The sequence below is a fragment of the Rugamonas sp. FW305-51 genome (assembly GCF_058786935.1).
Genome location: NZ_JBYSZG010000014.1, coordinates 58,010 through 74,671, shown reverse-complemented (window position 1 = coordinate 74,671; position 16,662 = coordinate 58,010). Strand labels below are relative to the sequence as shown.

Here is a 16,662-nt window from a genome sequence, read left to right as displayed (position 1 = left end):
GATCAGCCGGCGTTGCCCATCATCTCGCCCAGCTGCACGGCGGCGGCCGGCTGCCAGCCCGGGTTGAAGTTGATCGTCTCCTTGGGGAACAGCATGACGACGGTGGAGCCGAGCAGGAACCGGCCCATTTCCTCGCCTTTTTTCAGCACGATGTTCTGGTCGGCGTAGTTCCACTCGCGCACCTCGCGCGTGCGGGGGGGATTGACCACGCCGTGCCAGACGGTGGCCATGCTGCCGACAATGGTGGCGCCCACCAGGGTCAGCACGAAGGGGCCGTGGGCGCCTTCGAACACGCACACCACGCGCTCGTTGCGGGCAAACAGGCCCGGCACGCCGCGCGCCGTGGTCGGGTTGACCGAGAACAGCGCGCCCGGAATGTAGATCATGCGGGTCAGCTTGCCGTCGCACGGCATGTGGATGCGGTGGTAGTCGCGCGGGCTCAGGTACAGGTTGGCGAAGCTGCCGTGGCGGAAGTGTTCGGCCAGCGCGGCGTCGCCGCCCAGCAGGGCCGTGGTGCTGAATTTGTGGCCCTTGGCCTGGAAGATCTGGTCGTCCTCGATGGCGCCGAACTGGCTGATGCGGCCATCGACGGGGCAGACATAGTCGGCCGCGGCCAGCGGGCGGGCGTCCGGGCGCAGGGCGCGCGTGAAAAATTCGTTGAAGCTGGCGTAGTGGCTGATGTCGGGGTCGAGCGCCTCGTCCATGTTGACGTCGTAACGGCCCACGAACCAGCGGATCAGGCCGGTGGTGGTGGAGCCGCCTTTGGCGCCCGCCACCCGTCCCGCGAAGTTGGTCAGCGCTCCCTTGGGAAGCAGATATTGGGGCAGCACGGCAAGGCGATCGGACACGATAGTAAATCCATGGCAAATAAATGGTGTCGCATTATAGCGTTGCTCCGGGCGAAAAATGCATTTCCCGTGCCGGCTTCGAATGCCCGGCGTCGAAAGGGCTTTGCTGATGCGCTGGCATGGCCGCTTGCACTGCCGTTTCCCTCGGCCAGGCTGCTGTTTGTTGCTGCGGCCATCCTTGGCGTCAGCGCTGGCGGCGCCGTCCGCGGCGTAAATACCGGTTCTGCCGCCGGCCCTCGCTTTATATCCGGTTTAACTACCTGGACTTTGCGCTGTAACAAAAAAAGAGCGACACTGCCTTTACTGATGGTGACCGAAAGGCCTGCCGCAGTGCCCGGATTGGGGCAGTTGCGGCCTAATTTCTCCTTATTCTCCAGCCGCTCCCGAATACAATCAGATAGTTGTAGAAATTATTCGGAATTCTATTTATATTGGTATTTGTTGTACATATCGCTAGAGAATTTCTCCGGTCTTATGGTAAATTCTCATTTCGTGAATTCTCACACTTTGTCACACCGAGAGTTACTGCCACCACGGCATGGAAGATGAGTTTAAACATTCGCTGTCAACCGATCAAAGGGATATAAATATGACGACGTACCAGGAATACAAAGCAAAGATCGCGGAATTGGAAAGCCTGGCGGAGACCGCGCGCAAGAATGAATTGCTGGCAGCCAAGGAAAAAATCGCCGCCATTATGCGCGACTATGGCCTGACCTTGGCCGATCTGGGCGCGGTCGCGAAAGCCAAGCCCGCCAAGACGCGCGCTCCGGTGCCAACCAAATATCGCGACGACGCCACCGGCCAGACCTGGACCGGCCGCGGCCGTGCTCCGAAATGGCTGGAAGGTAAAGACAAGGATCAATACCTGATTAAATAATGGCAGGGCCGGGATGGGTGTGGAATTCTATCCATACACCCGTCCCGCTGCCATCATCATGTATCACCGCCGGCAGCGGCGGACGCCATGTTCGCCGCTGCCGGCAGTTCTGTTTTGGCATGACCTGGCGTCTGCCGATATTCAAGGCCGACATTCACGGCCCACGTTATTTTCCTGGCGATCGCGCGCTGCTCCACCGCTCTGCCGTGCAGCGATGCGCGTGGCCCCATTGTATTCATCAGCGACGGATTAAAGCTTGCCGTCGGGCGCCGGCATCACCTGCCGCGCCGGCAATCCGTTTGCACGCCGGCGTTCAATGGCCGCGGCGCCAACGGCATATCCGATGCACGGCCGATGTTGCATTTGTGCTGAAAGTAGGGAACTCTGCCCGATTCCTTGCGCTATCCCTCGCTGACGGCAAACCCAGCGTTCCCGATCTATGCGATCATGCGGGATGCTTGCCATTTCACTATTTCCACTTAATACAATTTTATTCCCCGACGGGCATTTGCCATTGCAGGTGTTCGAAGTGCGCTACCTGGATTTGATTAAGCGCTGCATTGCCCAGGAAGAGCAGTTCGGCGTGGTGCCCTTGCTGGAAGGGAGCGAGGTGCAATTGCCGGAACAGGAGCAGGTGCTGTCCGGCGCCGGCACCATGGCCCGCATCCTGGACTGGTCCGCGCCCATGCCGGGGCTGTTGCGGGTGTCGTGCGTGGGCACCACGCGCTTCCATGTGCGCAGCAGCGAGCGGCTCCGGCACGGCCTGTGGGTGGCCGACGTCGATCCGCTGGAGGCCGACCGCGCCGTGCCTGTGCCCGAAGAGCAGCAGGACGTCGCCGATGCCCTCGCATCGCTGATCCGTTCGCTGGAAAAGAAACAGATTTCCACCGCCAACATGCCGCTGGCCCCGCCATACCGGCTGGACGACGCGGGCTGGGTGGCCAACCGCTGGTGCGAACTGTTGCGGCTGGACTTGCGCGATAAACAAAGGCTGATGTTGCAGGAAAATCCAGTGCTGCGGCTCGAGCTGATCCAGGACTTGCTGAGCGAAAACGGCCTGCTCACCAGCCAGTAAGGCCGCCGGCCTAGGCGGGTGCCGGGCCGCTGGCGCCGGCTTGCCGGGCCTCTTCCAGCGCGTGCACGCGCACCGACCACACCACACCGGCAATCAGCAGCACGATGGCCGCCACCTCCAGCGTGCGCGGCAGCTGCTGTTTGTAGATGAAGCCGTACAGCAGGGCAAACAGGGTTTCGAACAGGATCAGCTGGCCCGACAGGGTGACGGGCACGCGGCGGCTGGCCACATTCCATAAATGGTTGCCGATCACGGAAGCCCCCAGTGCCAGCAAGCCGTTGACGATCCAGAACGTGCCCCAGTGCCGGCCGCTGGCCGCACCGGCCGCGCCCGTCACATCGGCATGGTAGACGGCCAGCGCCGCCAGCCCGATCACCAGCGCGATCAGGCCGCTGGACAAGCCATACAGGGCCGACCATTCGCCGCTGCTGAAATGGGGATTGCGCTTGAGGTAGCGCGCGTTGTCGAGCGTGTACCAGCTCCAGCACAGCAGGGCGCCGGTGGCGCACAGCACACCCGCCAGCTTCTGGCCGATGGCGATGCCGGCCCCGCTGCTGTCATGGGTGAATACGTCGATGTTGATGCAGACGATGCCGGCCGCGACTACCAGCAGCGGCACGGCCAGCTGGCGCAGCGGCACCGAACCGTGGTCCTTGTGGCCCATCAGCGTGACGGCGATGGGCAGCACGCCGATGATGAGCGAGGTAGGCGCCACCCCGGCCAGCTTGACGCCCAGGGCCAGCAACATGTAGTAGACGATGTTGCCGGCCAGCGCGTGGCGCACCAGGGCCAGGTAGTCGGCGCCGTCGAGCCGGCGCAGCAGGCTGCCCAGGCGCGGCAGCATCAGGCCGGCGGCGATGGTGCCGTAGGCAAGGTAACGGCCCACGGCCAGCTCCAGCGGCGAGAACGCCGCCATCAGCTCCGGCACGATGAACACCATGCCCCACATCGCGCCGGCCAGCAGGCCGCATAACACGCCATTCCACATCGGCCAGGCTCTTCAGGTTGAGGTTGAGGTTGGGGCGGCGCGATGGGCGGCGTTCACGCCGCCCGCCACTGCGCCAGCCAGACAAAGGCGGCCACATTGGCCGCCACGGTGCACCAGAATACCGCACGAAACGCCGCCTTGCTGGACTTGTGCCGCAGCCACTGCTGGGCCAGGATGGCGCCGGGCCAGCCGCAGGCCAGTCCCAGCATCAGCAAGGTGCGTTCCGGGGTACGCCAGCGGCCGCGCACGGCGGCCGCCTTGTCGAGCGCGTAGGCGCCAAAGCACAGCACGCTCGCCGCGCCGTACGCCAGCGCCACCCACGATGGCAGGCGCCACAGGACGGTGGCGGCCAGGTACAGCACGGCGAACGCGGCCAGCACCAGGTAGCCGGCGCCGCCCCGGGCCGGCATGGGCTTAGAAATAGCTCAGGCCGAGGGCGGCCTTCACTTCGTCGGCCGTGCGGGCCGCCACTTCGCGCGCGGCCGCCGTGCCATCCTTCAGCACCTGCATGATGTAGCCGCGGTCCTTGGCCAGTTCTTCGCGGCGGGCGCGAATGGGGGCCAGCATTTCCTGCAGCACCAGTTCCAGCCGCTTCTTGACGATGCTGTCGCCCAGCCCGCCGCGCACGTAATGGGCCTTCATTTCGGCCAGCGCGGCCTGGTCGGGATCGAACGCGTCCAGGTAGATGAAGGCCACGTTGCCTTCCAGGTGGCCCGGGTCTTCCACCCGCAGGTGCAGAGGATCGGTGTAGACCTTCTTGACGGCGGCCGTGATTTCGGCGGCCGTGGCGCCCAGGTTGATGGTATTGCCCAGCGACTTGCTCATCTTGGCCTTGCCATCGGTGCCGGGCAGGCGGCCGATTTCCGGCACCAGCGCCTTGCATTCGACCAGGATGTCCTGGTTGACCAGGCGGTTGAAGCGGCGCGTGATTTCGTTGGTCTGCTCGATCATGGGGATCTGGTCTTCCCCCACCGGCACCAGCGTGGCCTTGAAGGCCGTGATGTCGGCCGCCTGGCTGGCCGGGTAGGTGAGAAAGCCGGCCGGAATGTCGCGTTCGAAGCCGCGCAGCACGATCTCGGCCTTGACGGTGGGATTGCGCTCGAGGCGGGCCACCGTCACCAGGTTCAGGTAGTAGAAGGTCAGTTCGGCCAGTTCCGGAATCTGCGACTGGATCAGGATGGTGGACTTGGCCGGATCGATGCCCACGGCCAGGTAGTCGAGCGCCACTTCGACCACGTTGCGGTGTACCTTGCCCGTGTCGTCCATATTGTCGGTCAGGGCCTGCGAGTCGGCCAGCATGATGTATTGCTTGTAGTCGTGCTGGTAGGTGACGCGATTGCGCAGGCTGCCCACGTAATGGCCCAGGTGCAGGGGGCCGGTGGGGCGGTCGCCGGTCAGGATCACGGCAGGGGAAGTGGACTTGGCTGGCTGACTCATCAGGGTTCCTTTACGTTACCCCCGTCCGGCGCGCCAATAAAAACGCCGCCTGGCGGAGGCGGCGTTGATAAAAACATCATTCACTATGGATAAACAGTGGCCGCTCGCTGTCAGCGGCACCACCAATTCAGGCTAGCACGATGTATAGGGGTAAATTTCATGCGCGTATGGTTGCAGTTCGGCGCCGGTCTGTCAAGTTGTTGTGCTGGCTCAAACGGCGTACGCTTGCGGGGAACCTCCATCCCGAACGGACGATCTAACAGGATCGGACAGGAGGGGGCATAATGTCATTACCTTTTAATTCTCTGGCATTCAAGGACACTCTGGTGGAAGGTGGATTCAGCGACAGGCAGGCGGCTGTGCTGGCCAACGGGATATGGGACCTGGTGACGAATACGCTGGCAACCAAGGACGATCTGCTCGCTCTTGAGAACCGCATCGACGTCAAACTGGCGCATCTGAAAGCAGATATGCTCATGTGGATCGTCAGCCTGGCGGTCGTGCAGACGACAATACTGGGCGCGATGCTGAAATTGCTGCGTTAATTGTTTCGGTTGGTAACTATTCCGATCCTGCAAATTCACGGGTAGCGGCGCTGCAGCATATCGCGGCAATCTATTCAGGGGGCGCTGTGTCGCATCGTCCTGTGCGTTGGCGCCGGCGTGTATCCTGGGCGCACGTTCAATGCGCCCGCACGCTGGCAGCCAGGATGTCGGCCCGGTGGTAGTGCTGGAAGCCTTCCATCACGGCCCCAGACTTGGCCGCTTTCTCCAGCAGTTCGCGCAGCACCTTCTGGTCTTCCGGCGTCAGCGACAGGCGCGAGATGTAGACGCCGCTCTGGCCCCAGGGCAGTTCCGGTATTGGCTCCAGCCGCAGCTTGTCGAGCATGCCGCTCACGCGCGGTTCGTGGGCGATGGCGCCGGCCAGGATGGTCGGCCCCATGATGGTCATGTCGACCGCGCCCATATTGAGCAGGCGCGCCACGGCGCTCACGTCCACTTCCGTAAATAGCCGTCCCTGTTTGGCCAGTTCCTTCACCAGCGCCGTGTACTGCTCGCCGTGGTCGAAGCCGCGCACCACGGCCACCCGCAGTTCTCGCCGTTCCAGCAATTCCCTGGCGCTGGTGATGGGCGGGCGGTCGCTGGCCAGTGAAATCAGGGTAGCGCGGTGGCCCATCATCGGCACGAAGATGCCGATCTGGTCGCGCGCGGGCGTGCGCGTGGCCGGCACCAGCATGTCGGCCTTGCCGGCCTCGAACATGGCGACCTGGCGCGCGCGCGGCACGATGGGAAACTCGAAGGCGCAGCCGCTGCGCGGGCCGATGCTGCGCAACAGTTCCGGATAAATGCCGCTGACGTTGCCGCCTTCGATGATGACGCTGGCCCCGGTCGGCGCCACGGGCGCACTGATTTCGCGCGAACAATGGGCGCCGGTGCTGCCCGTCGCCAGTGCCAGCAGCCATGCCAGGCTGCTGCGCCGGAAAATATCGCTGTGCTTCATATTGTTGCTGCCTGACAAATGATGATCGTATCGCCCCGGTTCAGGCTTGCATCTGGGCTTGCTGTTGCAGCCGGCTGAGGCGGAAATAGCGGCGCGCCACCAGGATGGCCAGCGCCTGCATGGCGGCGCAGGCGAAGAAGGTAGTGCCGATGCGCCAGTCGCGCGACGGCAGGTGGCTCACTTCGGCCACGATGGCATTGCCCAGCACGGGCATGATGATGATGCCCAGGCTGCTGATCGATTGCAACGACCCCATCAGCTCCCCCTGTTCCTGGGCCGGCGTGGCCTTGGAAATGATGCCCTGCAGCGCGGGGCCGGCCGCGAACGCCAGCAGGTTGCACAGGATGAAGACGTACATCATCCAGCCTTCCGTGGCCAGGCCGTACAGCATGTAGGTGATGCAGCCCGAACCGAGGCCGAGCAGCATCAGCCGCACCTCGCCCAGGCGGCGGATGAACATGCCCAGCAGGCCGGCCTGCACCACGGCCGCCGCCAGCCCCACGCAGAACAGGGCGATGCCGTTTTCGCGCGGGCTCCAGCCGAAGCGGAAGTGGGTGTACAGCACCCAGGTCGAATGCAGCATCATCTGGGCGAACGTCACCAGCGAATAGACGATCACCAGGCCGCGGATGTCGGTGCGCCGGGCCAGCTTGGCGATGGCCGCCAGCGGGTTGACCTTGGCCAGCTTGAACGACTGGCGGCGCGCCTGCGGCAGCGATTCCGGCACCACCAGGTAGCCGTAGATGAAATTGGCGGCCGACAGCGCGGCGGCCACATAGAATGGCAGGTGCAGGTCGACGCTGCCCAGCAGCCCGCCCAGCATGGGGCCGCAGATGAAACCCAGTCCGAAGGCGGCGCCCACCTTGCCAAAGCTCTTGGCGCGGTTGTCCGGCGTGGAAATGTCGGACGCGTAGGCCGACGCCACCGACATGCTGGCCGACGACATGCCGCCCACCACGCGGCCGATGAACAGGCAAGCCAGGTTGGGGGCCCAGGCCGTGGCCAGGAAATTGAGACACATGCCCGCCATCGAATAGAGCAGCACGGGGCGGCGGCCGATGCGGTCGCTGAGGGCGCCCAGCATGGGCATGAAGATGAATTGCATCAGGCCGAAGGTGGAACTGAGCGCGCCATACCACCACGCCTGGCCGGCCCGGCCATGGACGAACTCGCCCACCAGGATGGGCAGTACCGGCACCACCAGCCCTATGCCCAGCATGTCGATGAACACGCAGACCAGGATGAAATTGAGATTGCCTGCCGGCGCGGCCGGCGGAACAGGGGAGGTGGCGTTGTCGAGTGTTGTCATGGCAAATGGAAGGTATGCGGAGCGGTGGCCGGCGGCATATCCTGTGTGCCTGGCTACCCGTTTCATCAATGCAATTGTGGCATGAAACGGCTGTCGCACCATAGGGGACAGCAGCAATTAATTGTGGAAGCGCACAGGTGGAAATATTTTTCCCAAAGAAACATTGCTCGCTTGCTAATTCTAGCGTAATTGTGCAAAATACTACAATAAATAACAACATTGGGAGCCGCCGATGCGCACCATGTTCGCCGCCAGCCTGCTTTTGTTCTGCACCTGCGCCTACGCGCTGGATGATACGCCGACCCAGAGTGTCTACATGGGCCCGCGCGGCGAGGATGTGCGGAGCGCGGTGCGCGTGCGCCAGCCGGTGCCGCCCCCGGCACGGGTGTCCGATGCCGTCCGTAATGGGGCGCTGCCCGCCGGCCGCGAAACGGCGCCGCTCGTCGTCCCCTCTGCGCCAGCCGCGCCGCCGGCCGTTTCGTCGGGCCGCTCCGGTGTGCAGCCCTGGCTGGACATCCGCCAGCCCGGCACGGCCGGGCGCCACGGCCAGAAATAGCGGCCGGGGCCGCCTTGCTGGGCCCGGCCGCCGCCTGCCGGGCCGGCCGGGCGCCATGCCCTTGCGGCCGGTTAACAAGCGGAACGTTAATTGATGCAATTGCTGTTGACTTACGGTAACATTGCTCCCGTTAAAGAACCACTCGGGTGACCGGCCGGGCGCCAGCCTGCCATGCCAGGGCGCAGCCCTCAATTAAGGAACCGTTATGTCCATCATTACCAGCGACGCTCAAGCAGCGTCCCCTGCGGCCGAATACCTCGCCTTTACCCTGGGCCAGGAAGAGTACGGCATCGACATCCAGAAAGTAAGCGAGATCCGCAGCTACGAAACGCCGACCCGGATCGCCAACGCGCCCGAATTCGTCAAGGGGGTGGTCAATCTGCGCGGCATCATCGTGCCCATCGTCGACATGCGCATCAAGTTCAGGCTGGGCACGCCGTCCTACGACCAGTTTACCGTGGTGATCATCCTCAATATCGGCCATCGCGTGGTGGGCATGGTGGTGGACCGCGTGTCGGACGTGACCACGCTCACGCCGGACCAGCTCAAGCCGGCGCCGGACATCGGTTCGGCGCTCGATACGGACTACATCATCGGCCTGGGCACGATCGACGAACGCATGCTGATCCTGGTCGATATCGACAAGCTGATGTCGAGCGCCGACATGGGCCTGCTCGAAGCCGCCGCCGCCTGATCGCGCGCCCGGCGCCACCGCGGCCCGTGCCTGGTCCGGGCCGGCGCCGGTCCGCAATCTACGGCCAGAGCTGTCCCTGATGCGGGCAGGCGCCCGTCATCACTCCCGTCCGGCGCCGGTCCTCAGTCCGACCCATCCGCTTCGTGCGTCATCCATGTGGCGATGGCCCGCTGCGACAGACCGTCCGCCTCGCCGTTGCGGTGGCGCGGCACCCAGCGCACGCTGACCTCACCGTCTTGCGCCAGCTGCCGCAACAGCTCATGCACCCGGCTGCGGTGCGCCTCCAATCCCTTGGCACCCGTTGCCGGCGCCAGGTTCACATCGTCGATCACCACCTTGCTGTCGCCGTACACCACCAGTTGCGCCATTTGCAGCGGCGCAGCCGCTTCCAGCAGCGCGATCAGCGCCAGATATTCCGCCTCGCCGCTGTTGCCGTGACCGGCGCGGCGGCTGATCTCGACCCGCTCCCCCGCGGGTCCGCACAGCAGGGCACCTATGCCCAGCCGGCCCGGATTGGGATGGGCTGAACCGTCGAACCAGGCGCGCCATGCGCCGGCGGGTGGCTGCGCTGCCGTGCGCCTGAGCGCCTGGCGGGCCTGCTGCGCGTGCAGTCGGTCGGCGCGCCGGGCCAGCTCATGCGCGCGCAGCTGGGCCCGCGCCGCCAGCAAGGCGGGCAGGCCCTGGGCGCCGGCCGCCTGGTTCAATGTCTGGCGTAGCGCGTCCAGCTCAGACATGCCGGTGCGTGTCGCCAGACGGCGGCTGGCCACGCGTTCGCCCTTGTAGGCAGCGGTGGCCAGCTGGTCAAATTCGGAACTGCTCATGCGGGAAGGTCAGGGTGGCGAAAGGCGCCAGCATAACCGATGTGGCCGATGAGGCATCAATCGCGATAGGGATTATCCGGGTGGCGGTCGTAGCGGTTCGGGACGCCGTCGCCGTCGCGGTCGTGGTCGTAACGGTTGGGAATGCCGTCATGATCGCGGTCGCGGTGGCCGTGATGGTGTTCCCAGCGGCCTTCCTCGCGATACCAGCGGCCCTCCCGTTCAATCCAGCGCGGTTGCGCGTACACATAGCCGGGCCGCTCGGCCACCCAGCCGCCCGCGATCCATTCATGGCGATGGCCGCGCCACTCCCAATAGCCGGGGGCCCAGAAATAGCCGGGACGCGCATGGGGCACAGATTCATAGCGGGGCGGCGGCGGCGCCACGGTCACGTAGTCGTAACCCACTTGCGCCGGCTGCACCATCACCCAGCCGCCGGGATCGAGGCGCCAGCCCTCGGCGTCGCGCATCCAGACGGCGCCCCGGTACTGGTAACCGCTGCGTTCCAGTTCCCAGTGGCCGGCCGCCCACACGTGGCGGTAACCGTCCCAGTTCCAGTAGCCGGGCGCCCAGACGTAACCGCGGCGCGGCACGGGCACGCTCTCGAAACGGGGTGGTGGCGGGGCATTGCCGATCACGACGCTGACGCCCACCTGTGCCGATGCGGCCGGGGGCAGGAAGGCTGCGGCGCTGATGGCGATCATCGCGGCGGCGTAAAAGGTAGGCTTGATCATGATGTTCTCCGTAGTGCAGGCTGGCATACGGGAACTATATCAAGCGGGGGTAGGGCGGCAGAACAGATGATGCAACTTCTTACAACTGACACAAACCATGTGCGGCATGGCCGGCAGCGGCTACCGCGGATGCCGGGCTTCGCCTGTCACGCTGCGGCACGCGGGCCGGTGCGCAGGTCCAGGCGAAGCGAAACGCGGCCCATTACATTTTGCTCGCGGCGTGGTCGGCGGCCATGGCGGCTTTGCTCTCGTCGAGCAGGGATTGCTTCTTCTGGTCCGCGCTGAGCCGCTTGGCGCTCACCACGATCACCGGGGCGTTATACGCGAGCGGAGGGGCAACGCTGGCGACGCTGGCCACGGCGGGAGTGGCGATCGCGTTGTCCTGCCTGTCGAGCACATAGTTGGCGGCGCAGGCCAGGCCCAGGGCGGCAACGAACAGGGCTTCGAAGTTTTTGACGAGTTTCATGACGCTTCCTTTCGGTGGAGTGAGTGTTGATGTGATCACTGTATCCAGTACGCCCCGGCGCCGCCACGGCGTTGCGACGGGCGGCCGGTTTGGCGGCGCGAACTGCAAAAAATGGCGACCGGTTGCGGACTGCCCGCGCGGTTTTACCCGTTCCCTCCGCTAGTCGCCTGCATACCATCTACAGCAAGCGCGAGGGGCATATGCGGCGCACGATCACTTATCTTTTGCAAGCCATGGTGGAATGCCGGCGGGCGTGGCGGCGGCAGGCTAATCTGCGCGCCGGTGCCGGTGCCAGTGCCGCCACGGTTGCCATCCCGAACCGGCGGCGGACATGGCCCGGCCACAGCCGCGCGCTGCCTGCGTGCGGCGTGCTGGCCAGTCTCGCCGGCGCCGGCCTGATCGCAGGCCATGCGCGCCATCTGGCGGCAGCGACCAGGCGTACCGCCGATGAGGGGCAAGCACCCCATGTGGTCCAAGTATTTCAATCTGCATTGCCGGGCGCGCGGTTCCAGGTGCCGGCCGCGCCCGGTGTGCAACTGAGCTTGCAGGCCGATGGCGCCTTGGTGACGGTGGCCGGCATGCAGGCCGCGCCGCCGGTACGGATCGATCTGTGCAGCCAATTAGGGGCCGGGAACGACGCGCGCATGGTTCCTCTGCGGCTCGGTTATCGCTTTGACGACGTGCGGCGCTGGGTGGAACGCAACCGGGACGGAGGGCCAAAGCTCGCCCTGCATAACGTCCTGCTGGTGGACGCGCCGCGTGACGGCGAAGCGCCCATGCCCGAAATACAGATCAGCGGCCAGCTACGGCCGGACTTCGCCAGCCAGGACAGCGAATCACTTCAACTGCGCTGGCGCAGCGTGGCCGGCGATGCGCGCTGGCTCAGCGATACAAGTCTTGGCCAGGTTGAACAGGGCGCCGGCGGACAGGTGAGCCTGCGGGAGCAGGGTTGGCTAAGCTGGGATGGTGGCGCGGCGGCGATGCGCCTGGAACGGCGCACTAATGCGTTATGCCCGCAGGCCGGAGAGCTGCTGGTGCAACTGTACCGGGCGCCGCAACGGAGTGCGAGCATGGACCGCCATGGCCTGGCGGCGCTTGCCTCGCTCGCCGGCCTCGCACGCGTAGCGCCGCTCGCCGCACGGGACGCGCTGGTGACGGCGTTTCCCGCCCGCGGCAGGCCGGTCGGCGCGACGCTGCCGCCTGGCGACTATCTGGTGCCAGCGGCGCCGCGGCCGCCGCTTGAAGACCAGATGCTGTTCCGTAGCTTGCTCGACAAGGGATTGCTGCGCATACGCGCGGATGGCGATATCGAAGCGGCGCCGCGCGATCTGGCGCAATGGGCCGCCAGCCCCGCGTCCGCGCAGGCGTCCGCACTGGCAGGCTGGCGCGGCGTGGCGTCCGATCCGGTTACGGCCAGGCTGCTCAAGCGCCTGTACTACGAGGCCGATGGCGCCTACGTCCGCCAGCAGATCGGCATCTATAATGACGAACGGCGGTTGCTGGCATGGCGAATGCAGGAGGGCACGGCGGGGAGGGCGCAATGGAGCGCCTTCGCGCTGCCAGCGGCAGTGGAGGCGCCCGATGAATTTGCGTCCCCGCCGACAGGCGATGCCCCGCCGGACACCGCTGCGACTGCAGCGAACTCCGCCAGTTCCATCAGCACCACCACCACCAGCACCAGCACCAGCACCAGCACCAGCACCAGCACCAGCACCAGCACCGCCTCCGGCATGGTCGCCGACGCTGTCACGCCGCTGGCTACCACAGGTCAGATGCCTCCTGCTGCCGCGCGGCTGTTTGCCGACCTGCCGCAGGGCTGGCAACCGTGGACGCGGGTGGCGCGCTGGCCGCAGGCCGGCCGGCACCTGATCCTGCAGGCACAGTTGCCCCACCCGGCCGCGGCCGGCCAGACCATGCAGCTGCTGCTGATTGGCCATGTACAGGCCGTCCATGGCGCGCGCGTGCAAACGCAGCCGGCCTGCACGGGACGGGCCTGCGCCGCGCCAGGCGACGTCCGGCAGCTGACGCTGGAACTGGCGCCCGGCACGCGCAGCGTCCGGCTCGACGTGTCGCCGATCCAGGTCTATGCGCCTGAAGACCGCAAGTACCGGCACCTGGCCATCGCCGGTGGGCGGCTGGAATGGCAAGCGCTTGCCGTGCAGGGAACGCCGGCCCGGGCGGCATCAGTCATCACGCCGGCCCAGGTCCAGCTGCGGGACCGCAACGGCACCCCGCTGTATGCCGACGGCGCACCGACCCAGGCCGCGCTGGATGCGGGCATGGCAACGCTGCTCGGCGTGAACCCAGGCCAGGCCAATGGGATCGCCGGCATGCTGGCGCGCCTGCCGGCCACCGCCGGCGGCCCCGTCGCGGCCCGTCTCACGCTGGACTTGCCGCTGCAGGCACTGAGCCAGAATGTACTGGATTGCGTGGCCATGCGGCGCGGGCACTGGACCGGCAAGGGCTGCACGGGCGGCCAGGCGGCGCCGGACGGGCGTCATGCCGGCATCGTCATCCTTGATACCGAAACGGGCGACCTGCTGGCCGCCGCCGGCGCGGGGACCGGCACGGTCAGTGCCGCCAACTGGGCCGAAGTGCGCGACTTCGACCGCGCCAACCCGGCCCGCAGCGCCCTGCGCCTGCCGGCACTGCAGCATGACGGCGGCGCCCACCAGAGCCCCGGCTCGACCTTCAAGATCGTCAGCGCGCTGGGTCTGGAGCTGGCCGCGCAGCGCGATCCGCAGATCGACAGCCTGCTGGCCGGCATGCCGCTGGCGGCCATCAACCGGATGGCGGCGCAGCGCGGCTTCGGTTTCCAGACCGATGCGGCGGCCTATCCGCTCGATACCCGGCTGGCCCACATCACCAATTACAAGGAGCAGAGCCTGGACCGGCGAGCCCAGGATGGGCGGCTAGGACTGGCGCAGGCGCTGACCTACAGCCTCAATACCTGGTTTGCCTGGTCCGGCGAATTGAGCGACGCCAGCCTGTTCGGCCGGCCCGACGGCGGCGCCCCCGACTTGCAAGCCCTCGACGCCGATGCGCTCGATGCCGTGCGCCCCATCCTGGCGGCCGCCCACCGGCTTGGCTTCGGCCAGCCCCTGCGCCTGGACGGCGGCCTGCTGCCGCCCGATTTCCACTGGCAGCCGTGGGACGCGCTGCAAGCCACGCCGGCCCACATCGATCCTATCCACACCCGCCATGAACTGCGCCAGATGACGATAGGCTTGCGCATGCAGGCCACGCCGCTGCAAATGGCGCTGGCGGCGGGCGCGGTCGGGCAGGGCGCCGTGATCGCGCCGCGCATGCTGCTGGCGCTGGACGGCCAGGAAAGCACCGTCCCGCCGGAGCGCAAGTTGGGCATACGGCTGGACCGCATCCGGGCCGGCATGAAAGGCGTGATCGACGTGGGCACGGCCGCCGGCGCGTTCGGCGGCCCGGCGCTGGCCGCGCTGCGGCCCCACCTGTACGGCAAGACCGGCACCGCCCCCAGCGGCGACGGCACGGCGGCGGTGTGGTTTGCCGGGTGGCTGGAGCCGGGCAGCCTGCCCGGCCAGCACCACCGGCTGGCGCTGGCCGTCTTCGCCAGCCATTCCGAGGCCACCGGCGGCGAGCATGCGGCGCCGGTGGCGGCAACCATCCTGGCGGCGCTGGCCGAGCAGAATCGGGAACAGAAGGGGAAATAGCCCTGTTTACGGCAGCATGGCCGGGCCCGATCTGTGGCATGATTTTGAAGCGTCCGCCGGCGGCCGCTCATTGTGCAGCGGCCCGGCGCGCTCTTAATTAGTCAACAGGAAAGTATGCGCTTGCCAGGAACCCGGTATCAGGAGCATGGCTGGGAGCAGGTGCGCAAACTGCTGGGACGCTGCTCGTTGCAGGCGTTCCGGCGGCTGGACATGCATCTGGTGCTCGACGCGGCGCAGCATGGCGCGCTGCTGGACGGCTACGTCGATACGTTGGCCGCCTGCCTGCGCGCGGCCGAACGGTCGGCCCGTGCCGAGGCGCCCGGCAACAGCTATGGCGACAGCGTGTGCGAGCTGGCCCTGGGCCTGGCATTCGAACTGTATGCCCATCCATCGTTCTGGCAGGCTTTCGTGGCCACGCTGGCGGCCGAACATGCGCGCAGCGGCCCGTTCTGGGACGATCCCGCGTCGGAAGGGGCGCTGCGCAAGAAGGTCAACGACATGTACGCGGGCCTGCGCGACAAGGTCGATGCCGACAACTACATGGTCGCCACGGGCCGCGACTGCTCTCCCAACAAAATCTACACCTACCGCATGCTCGACACGGCCTGGCACGAGCTGGCGCAACTGTTCGCGGACTGGGAACTGCATCGCGAACGGGTGGCCGCCATCCTCGATCGGGCGCCGGACGGCATGCCGCCTGAAGTGCGGCAAATGAAGAGCATCGGCGACTGCAAGGCCGAGTGGATCATCCGCTGGAGCGAGACCCAGGAGCGCTACGCCGGCGCCCCCGGCCCCTTGCACACGCGCTCCAAGCGCTTCTCGAGCCTGAAGAACAGCCCCGCGAAAATTGGCGCCATGCTGGCCGAAATCGGCGACTACGAGCAGTTGTCCTCCAACCAGGATCGCGCCGACCCATGGCAGGACGATGCCGGCGAGGCCGCGCTGTGGCTGGAAGACTACTGGCGGGTGATGGACGCATCGGCAGCGCAGGATGCGGCCCACGGACCGCTCGCCATGGCCGACCGTATCCTGCCCGCGCCGCCGGAGGAAGAATCCGATCTGCCTTACGCGGGCGATCAGGGCGATGATGAGCCGGAACCCGACGTCATGGAGGCCGCCCCGTACGATGCCGCGCAACTGGCGGCCGAACAATCGGCTGCCGCCGCGCTTTCCCTGCCCCCCCGCTATCTGGAATTGGCACGGGCCGCGCAGGATACGGCCAGGGGGACGCTGCGCGTGCTGCATGCGGAATCGCTGCCGATCCGGCTGGCCGTGTACCACAAGTTGCTGGGGCCGGACGACGATAGTTACCCTGATCCGTGGCTGGACCCGGCCACCGGCGCGCTGCCCACCCTGCAGCAGCTGGCGGCGCTGGACGGCATATCCATGCCCACCTTGCGCAAGCGACGTAACGAAGCGATCGACCGACTGCAACTGGCCTATGCGGGAGCCGTGCGATGAAGGAGAACGAGATGAATTCGACACCGATGGACGACCGGTTGCGCGAGCGCCTGCTGCTGTCCCGGGCGGCGCCCGGCGACCGCCTGATGCTGGCCGACGCCACCTTGCTGGCGGCGCTGGACGGCAGCCGCCCACTCACGCCTAACGAGCGCATCGCGCTGCAGCAGTCGCCGCTGACGCTGCGCCGTTTCCGCCTGCTGGCGCTGGAAC

The 16,662-nt window shown here is 66.4% G+C and carries 16 protein-coding genes and 1 pseudogene; 8 read left to right on the top strand and 9 right to left on the bottom strand.

Annotation, left to right across the window (positions count from 1 at the left end; all coding sequences use genetic code 11):
• Window positions 1-2 precede the first annotated feature (2 nt).
• Window positions 3-848 carry an archaetidylserine decarboxylase gene (gene asd, locus AC3WOS_RS12160; RefSeq protein WP_492716216.1) on the bottom strand — a complete coding sequence of 282 codons (846 nt, stop codon included), beginning with the start codon at window positions 846-848 and terminating at the stop codon, window positions 3-5.
• Window positions 849-1,437: 589 nt separating this feature from the next.
• On the opposite strand from asd, the gene AC3WOS_RS12155 reads away from it, so the two are divergent.
• Window positions 1,438-1,728, top strand: a complete 291-nt coding sequence (locus tag AC3WOS_RS12155; RefSeq protein WP_492716215.1) for an H-NS histone family protein — start codon at window positions 1,438-1,440, stop codon at window positions 1,726-1,728.
• A gap of 454 nt (window positions 1,729-2,182) precedes the next feature.
• Window positions 2,183-2,803, top strand: a complete 621-nt coding sequence (locus tag AC3WOS_RS12150) for an LON peptidase substrate-binding domain-containing protein (RefSeq protein ID WP_492716214.1) — start codon at window positions 2,183-2,185, stop codon at window positions 2,801-2,803.
• 10 nt (window positions 2,804-2,813) lie between these two features.
• Here the strand turns inward: AC3WOS_RS12150 and AC3WOS_RS12145 are convergent, their stop codons facing one another.
• Genes AC3WOS_RS12145 through trpS form a run of 3 tightly spaced genes read right to left on the bottom strand, consistent with a single transcriptional unit; the run spans window position 2,814 to window position 5,228 of the window.
• A complete protein-coding gene (locus AC3WOS_RS12145; RefSeq protein WP_492716213.1) occupies window positions 2,814-3,791 on the bottom strand; it encodes a DMT family transporter in 978 nt (325 codons plus the stop codon).
• A gap of 53 nt (window positions 3,792-3,844) precedes the next feature.
• A complete protein-coding gene (locus AC3WOS_RS12140; RefSeq protein WP_492716212.1) occupies window positions 3,845-4,201 on the bottom strand; it encodes a DUF1294 domain-containing protein in 357 nt (118 codons plus the stop codon).
• A 4-nt stretch (window positions 4,202-4,205) separates the two neighbouring features.
• Entirely contained in the window at window positions 4,206-5,228 is a 1,023-nt protein-coding gene (gene trpS, locus AC3WOS_RS12135; RefSeq protein WP_492716211.1) for a tryptophan--tRNA ligase, read from the bottom strand.
• A 284-nt stretch (window positions 5,229-5,512) separates the two neighbouring features.
• Here trpS and AC3WOS_RS12130 point away from each other — a divergent pair, with 284 nt between their 5' ends.
• Complete coding sequence (locus AC3WOS_RS12130) at window positions 5,513-5,773, top strand: hypothetical protein (protein WP_492716210.1); 261 nt, start codon at window positions 5,513-5,515, stop codon at window positions 5,771-5,773.
• A gap of 136 nt (window positions 5,774-5,909) precedes the next feature.
• On the opposite strand, the gene AC3WOS_RS12125 is transcribed toward AC3WOS_RS12130, so the two are convergent.
• Entirely contained in the window at window positions 5,910-6,728 is an 819-nt protein-coding gene (locus tag AC3WOS_RS12125; protein ID WP_492716209.1) for a substrate-binding periplasmic protein, read from the bottom strand.
• Window positions 6,729-6,768: 40 nt separating this feature from the next.
• Window positions 6,769-8,037: a TCR/Tet family MFS transporter gene (locus AC3WOS_RS12120; protein ID WP_492716208.1), complete on the bottom strand. Its 1,269-nt coding sequence runs from the start codon at window positions 8,035-8,037 to the stop codon at window positions 6,769-6,771.
• 232 nt (window positions 8,038-8,269) lie between these two features.
• Between AC3WOS_RS12120 and AC3WOS_RS12115 the strand changes: the two genes are divergently transcribed.
• Complete coding sequence (locus tag AC3WOS_RS12115; RefSeq protein ID WP_492716207.1) at window positions 8,270-8,593, top strand: hypothetical protein; 324 nt, start codon at window positions 8,270-8,272, stop codon at window positions 8,591-8,593.
• Window positions 8,594-8,798: 205 nt separating this feature from the next.
• A complete protein-coding gene (locus tag AC3WOS_RS12110; protein WP_492716206.1) occupies window positions 8,799-9,287 on the top strand; it encodes a chemotaxis protein CheW in 489 nt (162 codons plus the stop codon).
• 122 nt (window positions 9,288-9,409) lie between these two features.
• Here the strand turns inward: AC3WOS_RS12110 and AC3WOS_RS12105 are convergent, their stop codons facing one another.
• From AC3WOS_RS12105 to AC3WOS_RS12095, 3 genes are all read right to left on the bottom strand, one after another.
• Window positions 9,410-10,108, bottom strand: coding sequence for a ribonuclease HI family protein (locus AC3WOS_RS12105; protein ID WP_492716205.1), 699 nt, complete (start codon window positions 10,106-10,108; stop codon window positions 9,410-9,412).
• 56 nt (window positions 10,109-10,164) lie between these two features.
• On the bottom strand, window positions 10,165-10,839 hold the full coding sequence (locus AC3WOS_RS12100) for a YXWGXW repeat-containing protein (protein WP_492716204.1): 675 nt from the start codon (window positions 10,837-10,839) through the stop codon (window positions 10,165-10,167).
• A 202-nt stretch (window positions 10,840-11,041) separates the two neighbouring features.
• Window positions 11,042-11,305 carry a hypothetical protein gene (locus AC3WOS_RS12095; protein ID WP_492716203.1) on the bottom strand — a complete coding sequence of 88 codons (264 nt, stop codon included), beginning with the start codon at window positions 11,303-11,305 and terminating at the stop codon, window positions 11,042-11,044.
• A 467-nt stretch (window positions 11,306-11,772) separates the two neighbouring features.
• On the opposite strand from AC3WOS_RS12095, the gene AC3WOS_RS12090 reads away from it, so the two are divergent.
• From AC3WOS_RS12090 to AC3WOS_RS12080, 3 genes and pseudogenes are all read left to right on the top strand, one after another.
• Window positions 11,773-14,991: a penicillin-binding transpeptidase domain-containing protein gene (locus AC3WOS_RS12090; RefSeq protein WP_492716202.1), complete on the top strand. Its 3,219-nt coding sequence runs from the start codon at window positions 11,773-11,775 to the stop codon at window positions 14,989-14,991.
• Between the two features lie 114 nt (window positions 14,992-15,105).
• Window positions 15,106-16,452 (top strand): hypothetical protein, encoded by a 1,347-nt coding sequence (locus AC3WOS_RS12085; protein ID WP_492716201.1) that lies wholly within the window; start codon window positions 15,106-15,108, stop codon window positions 16,450-16,452.
• An 11-nt stretch (window positions 16,453-16,463) separates the two neighbouring features.
• A pseudogene (locus tag AC3WOS_RS12080) lies at window positions 16,464-16,662 on the top strand (hypothetical protein); the annotation flags it as partial.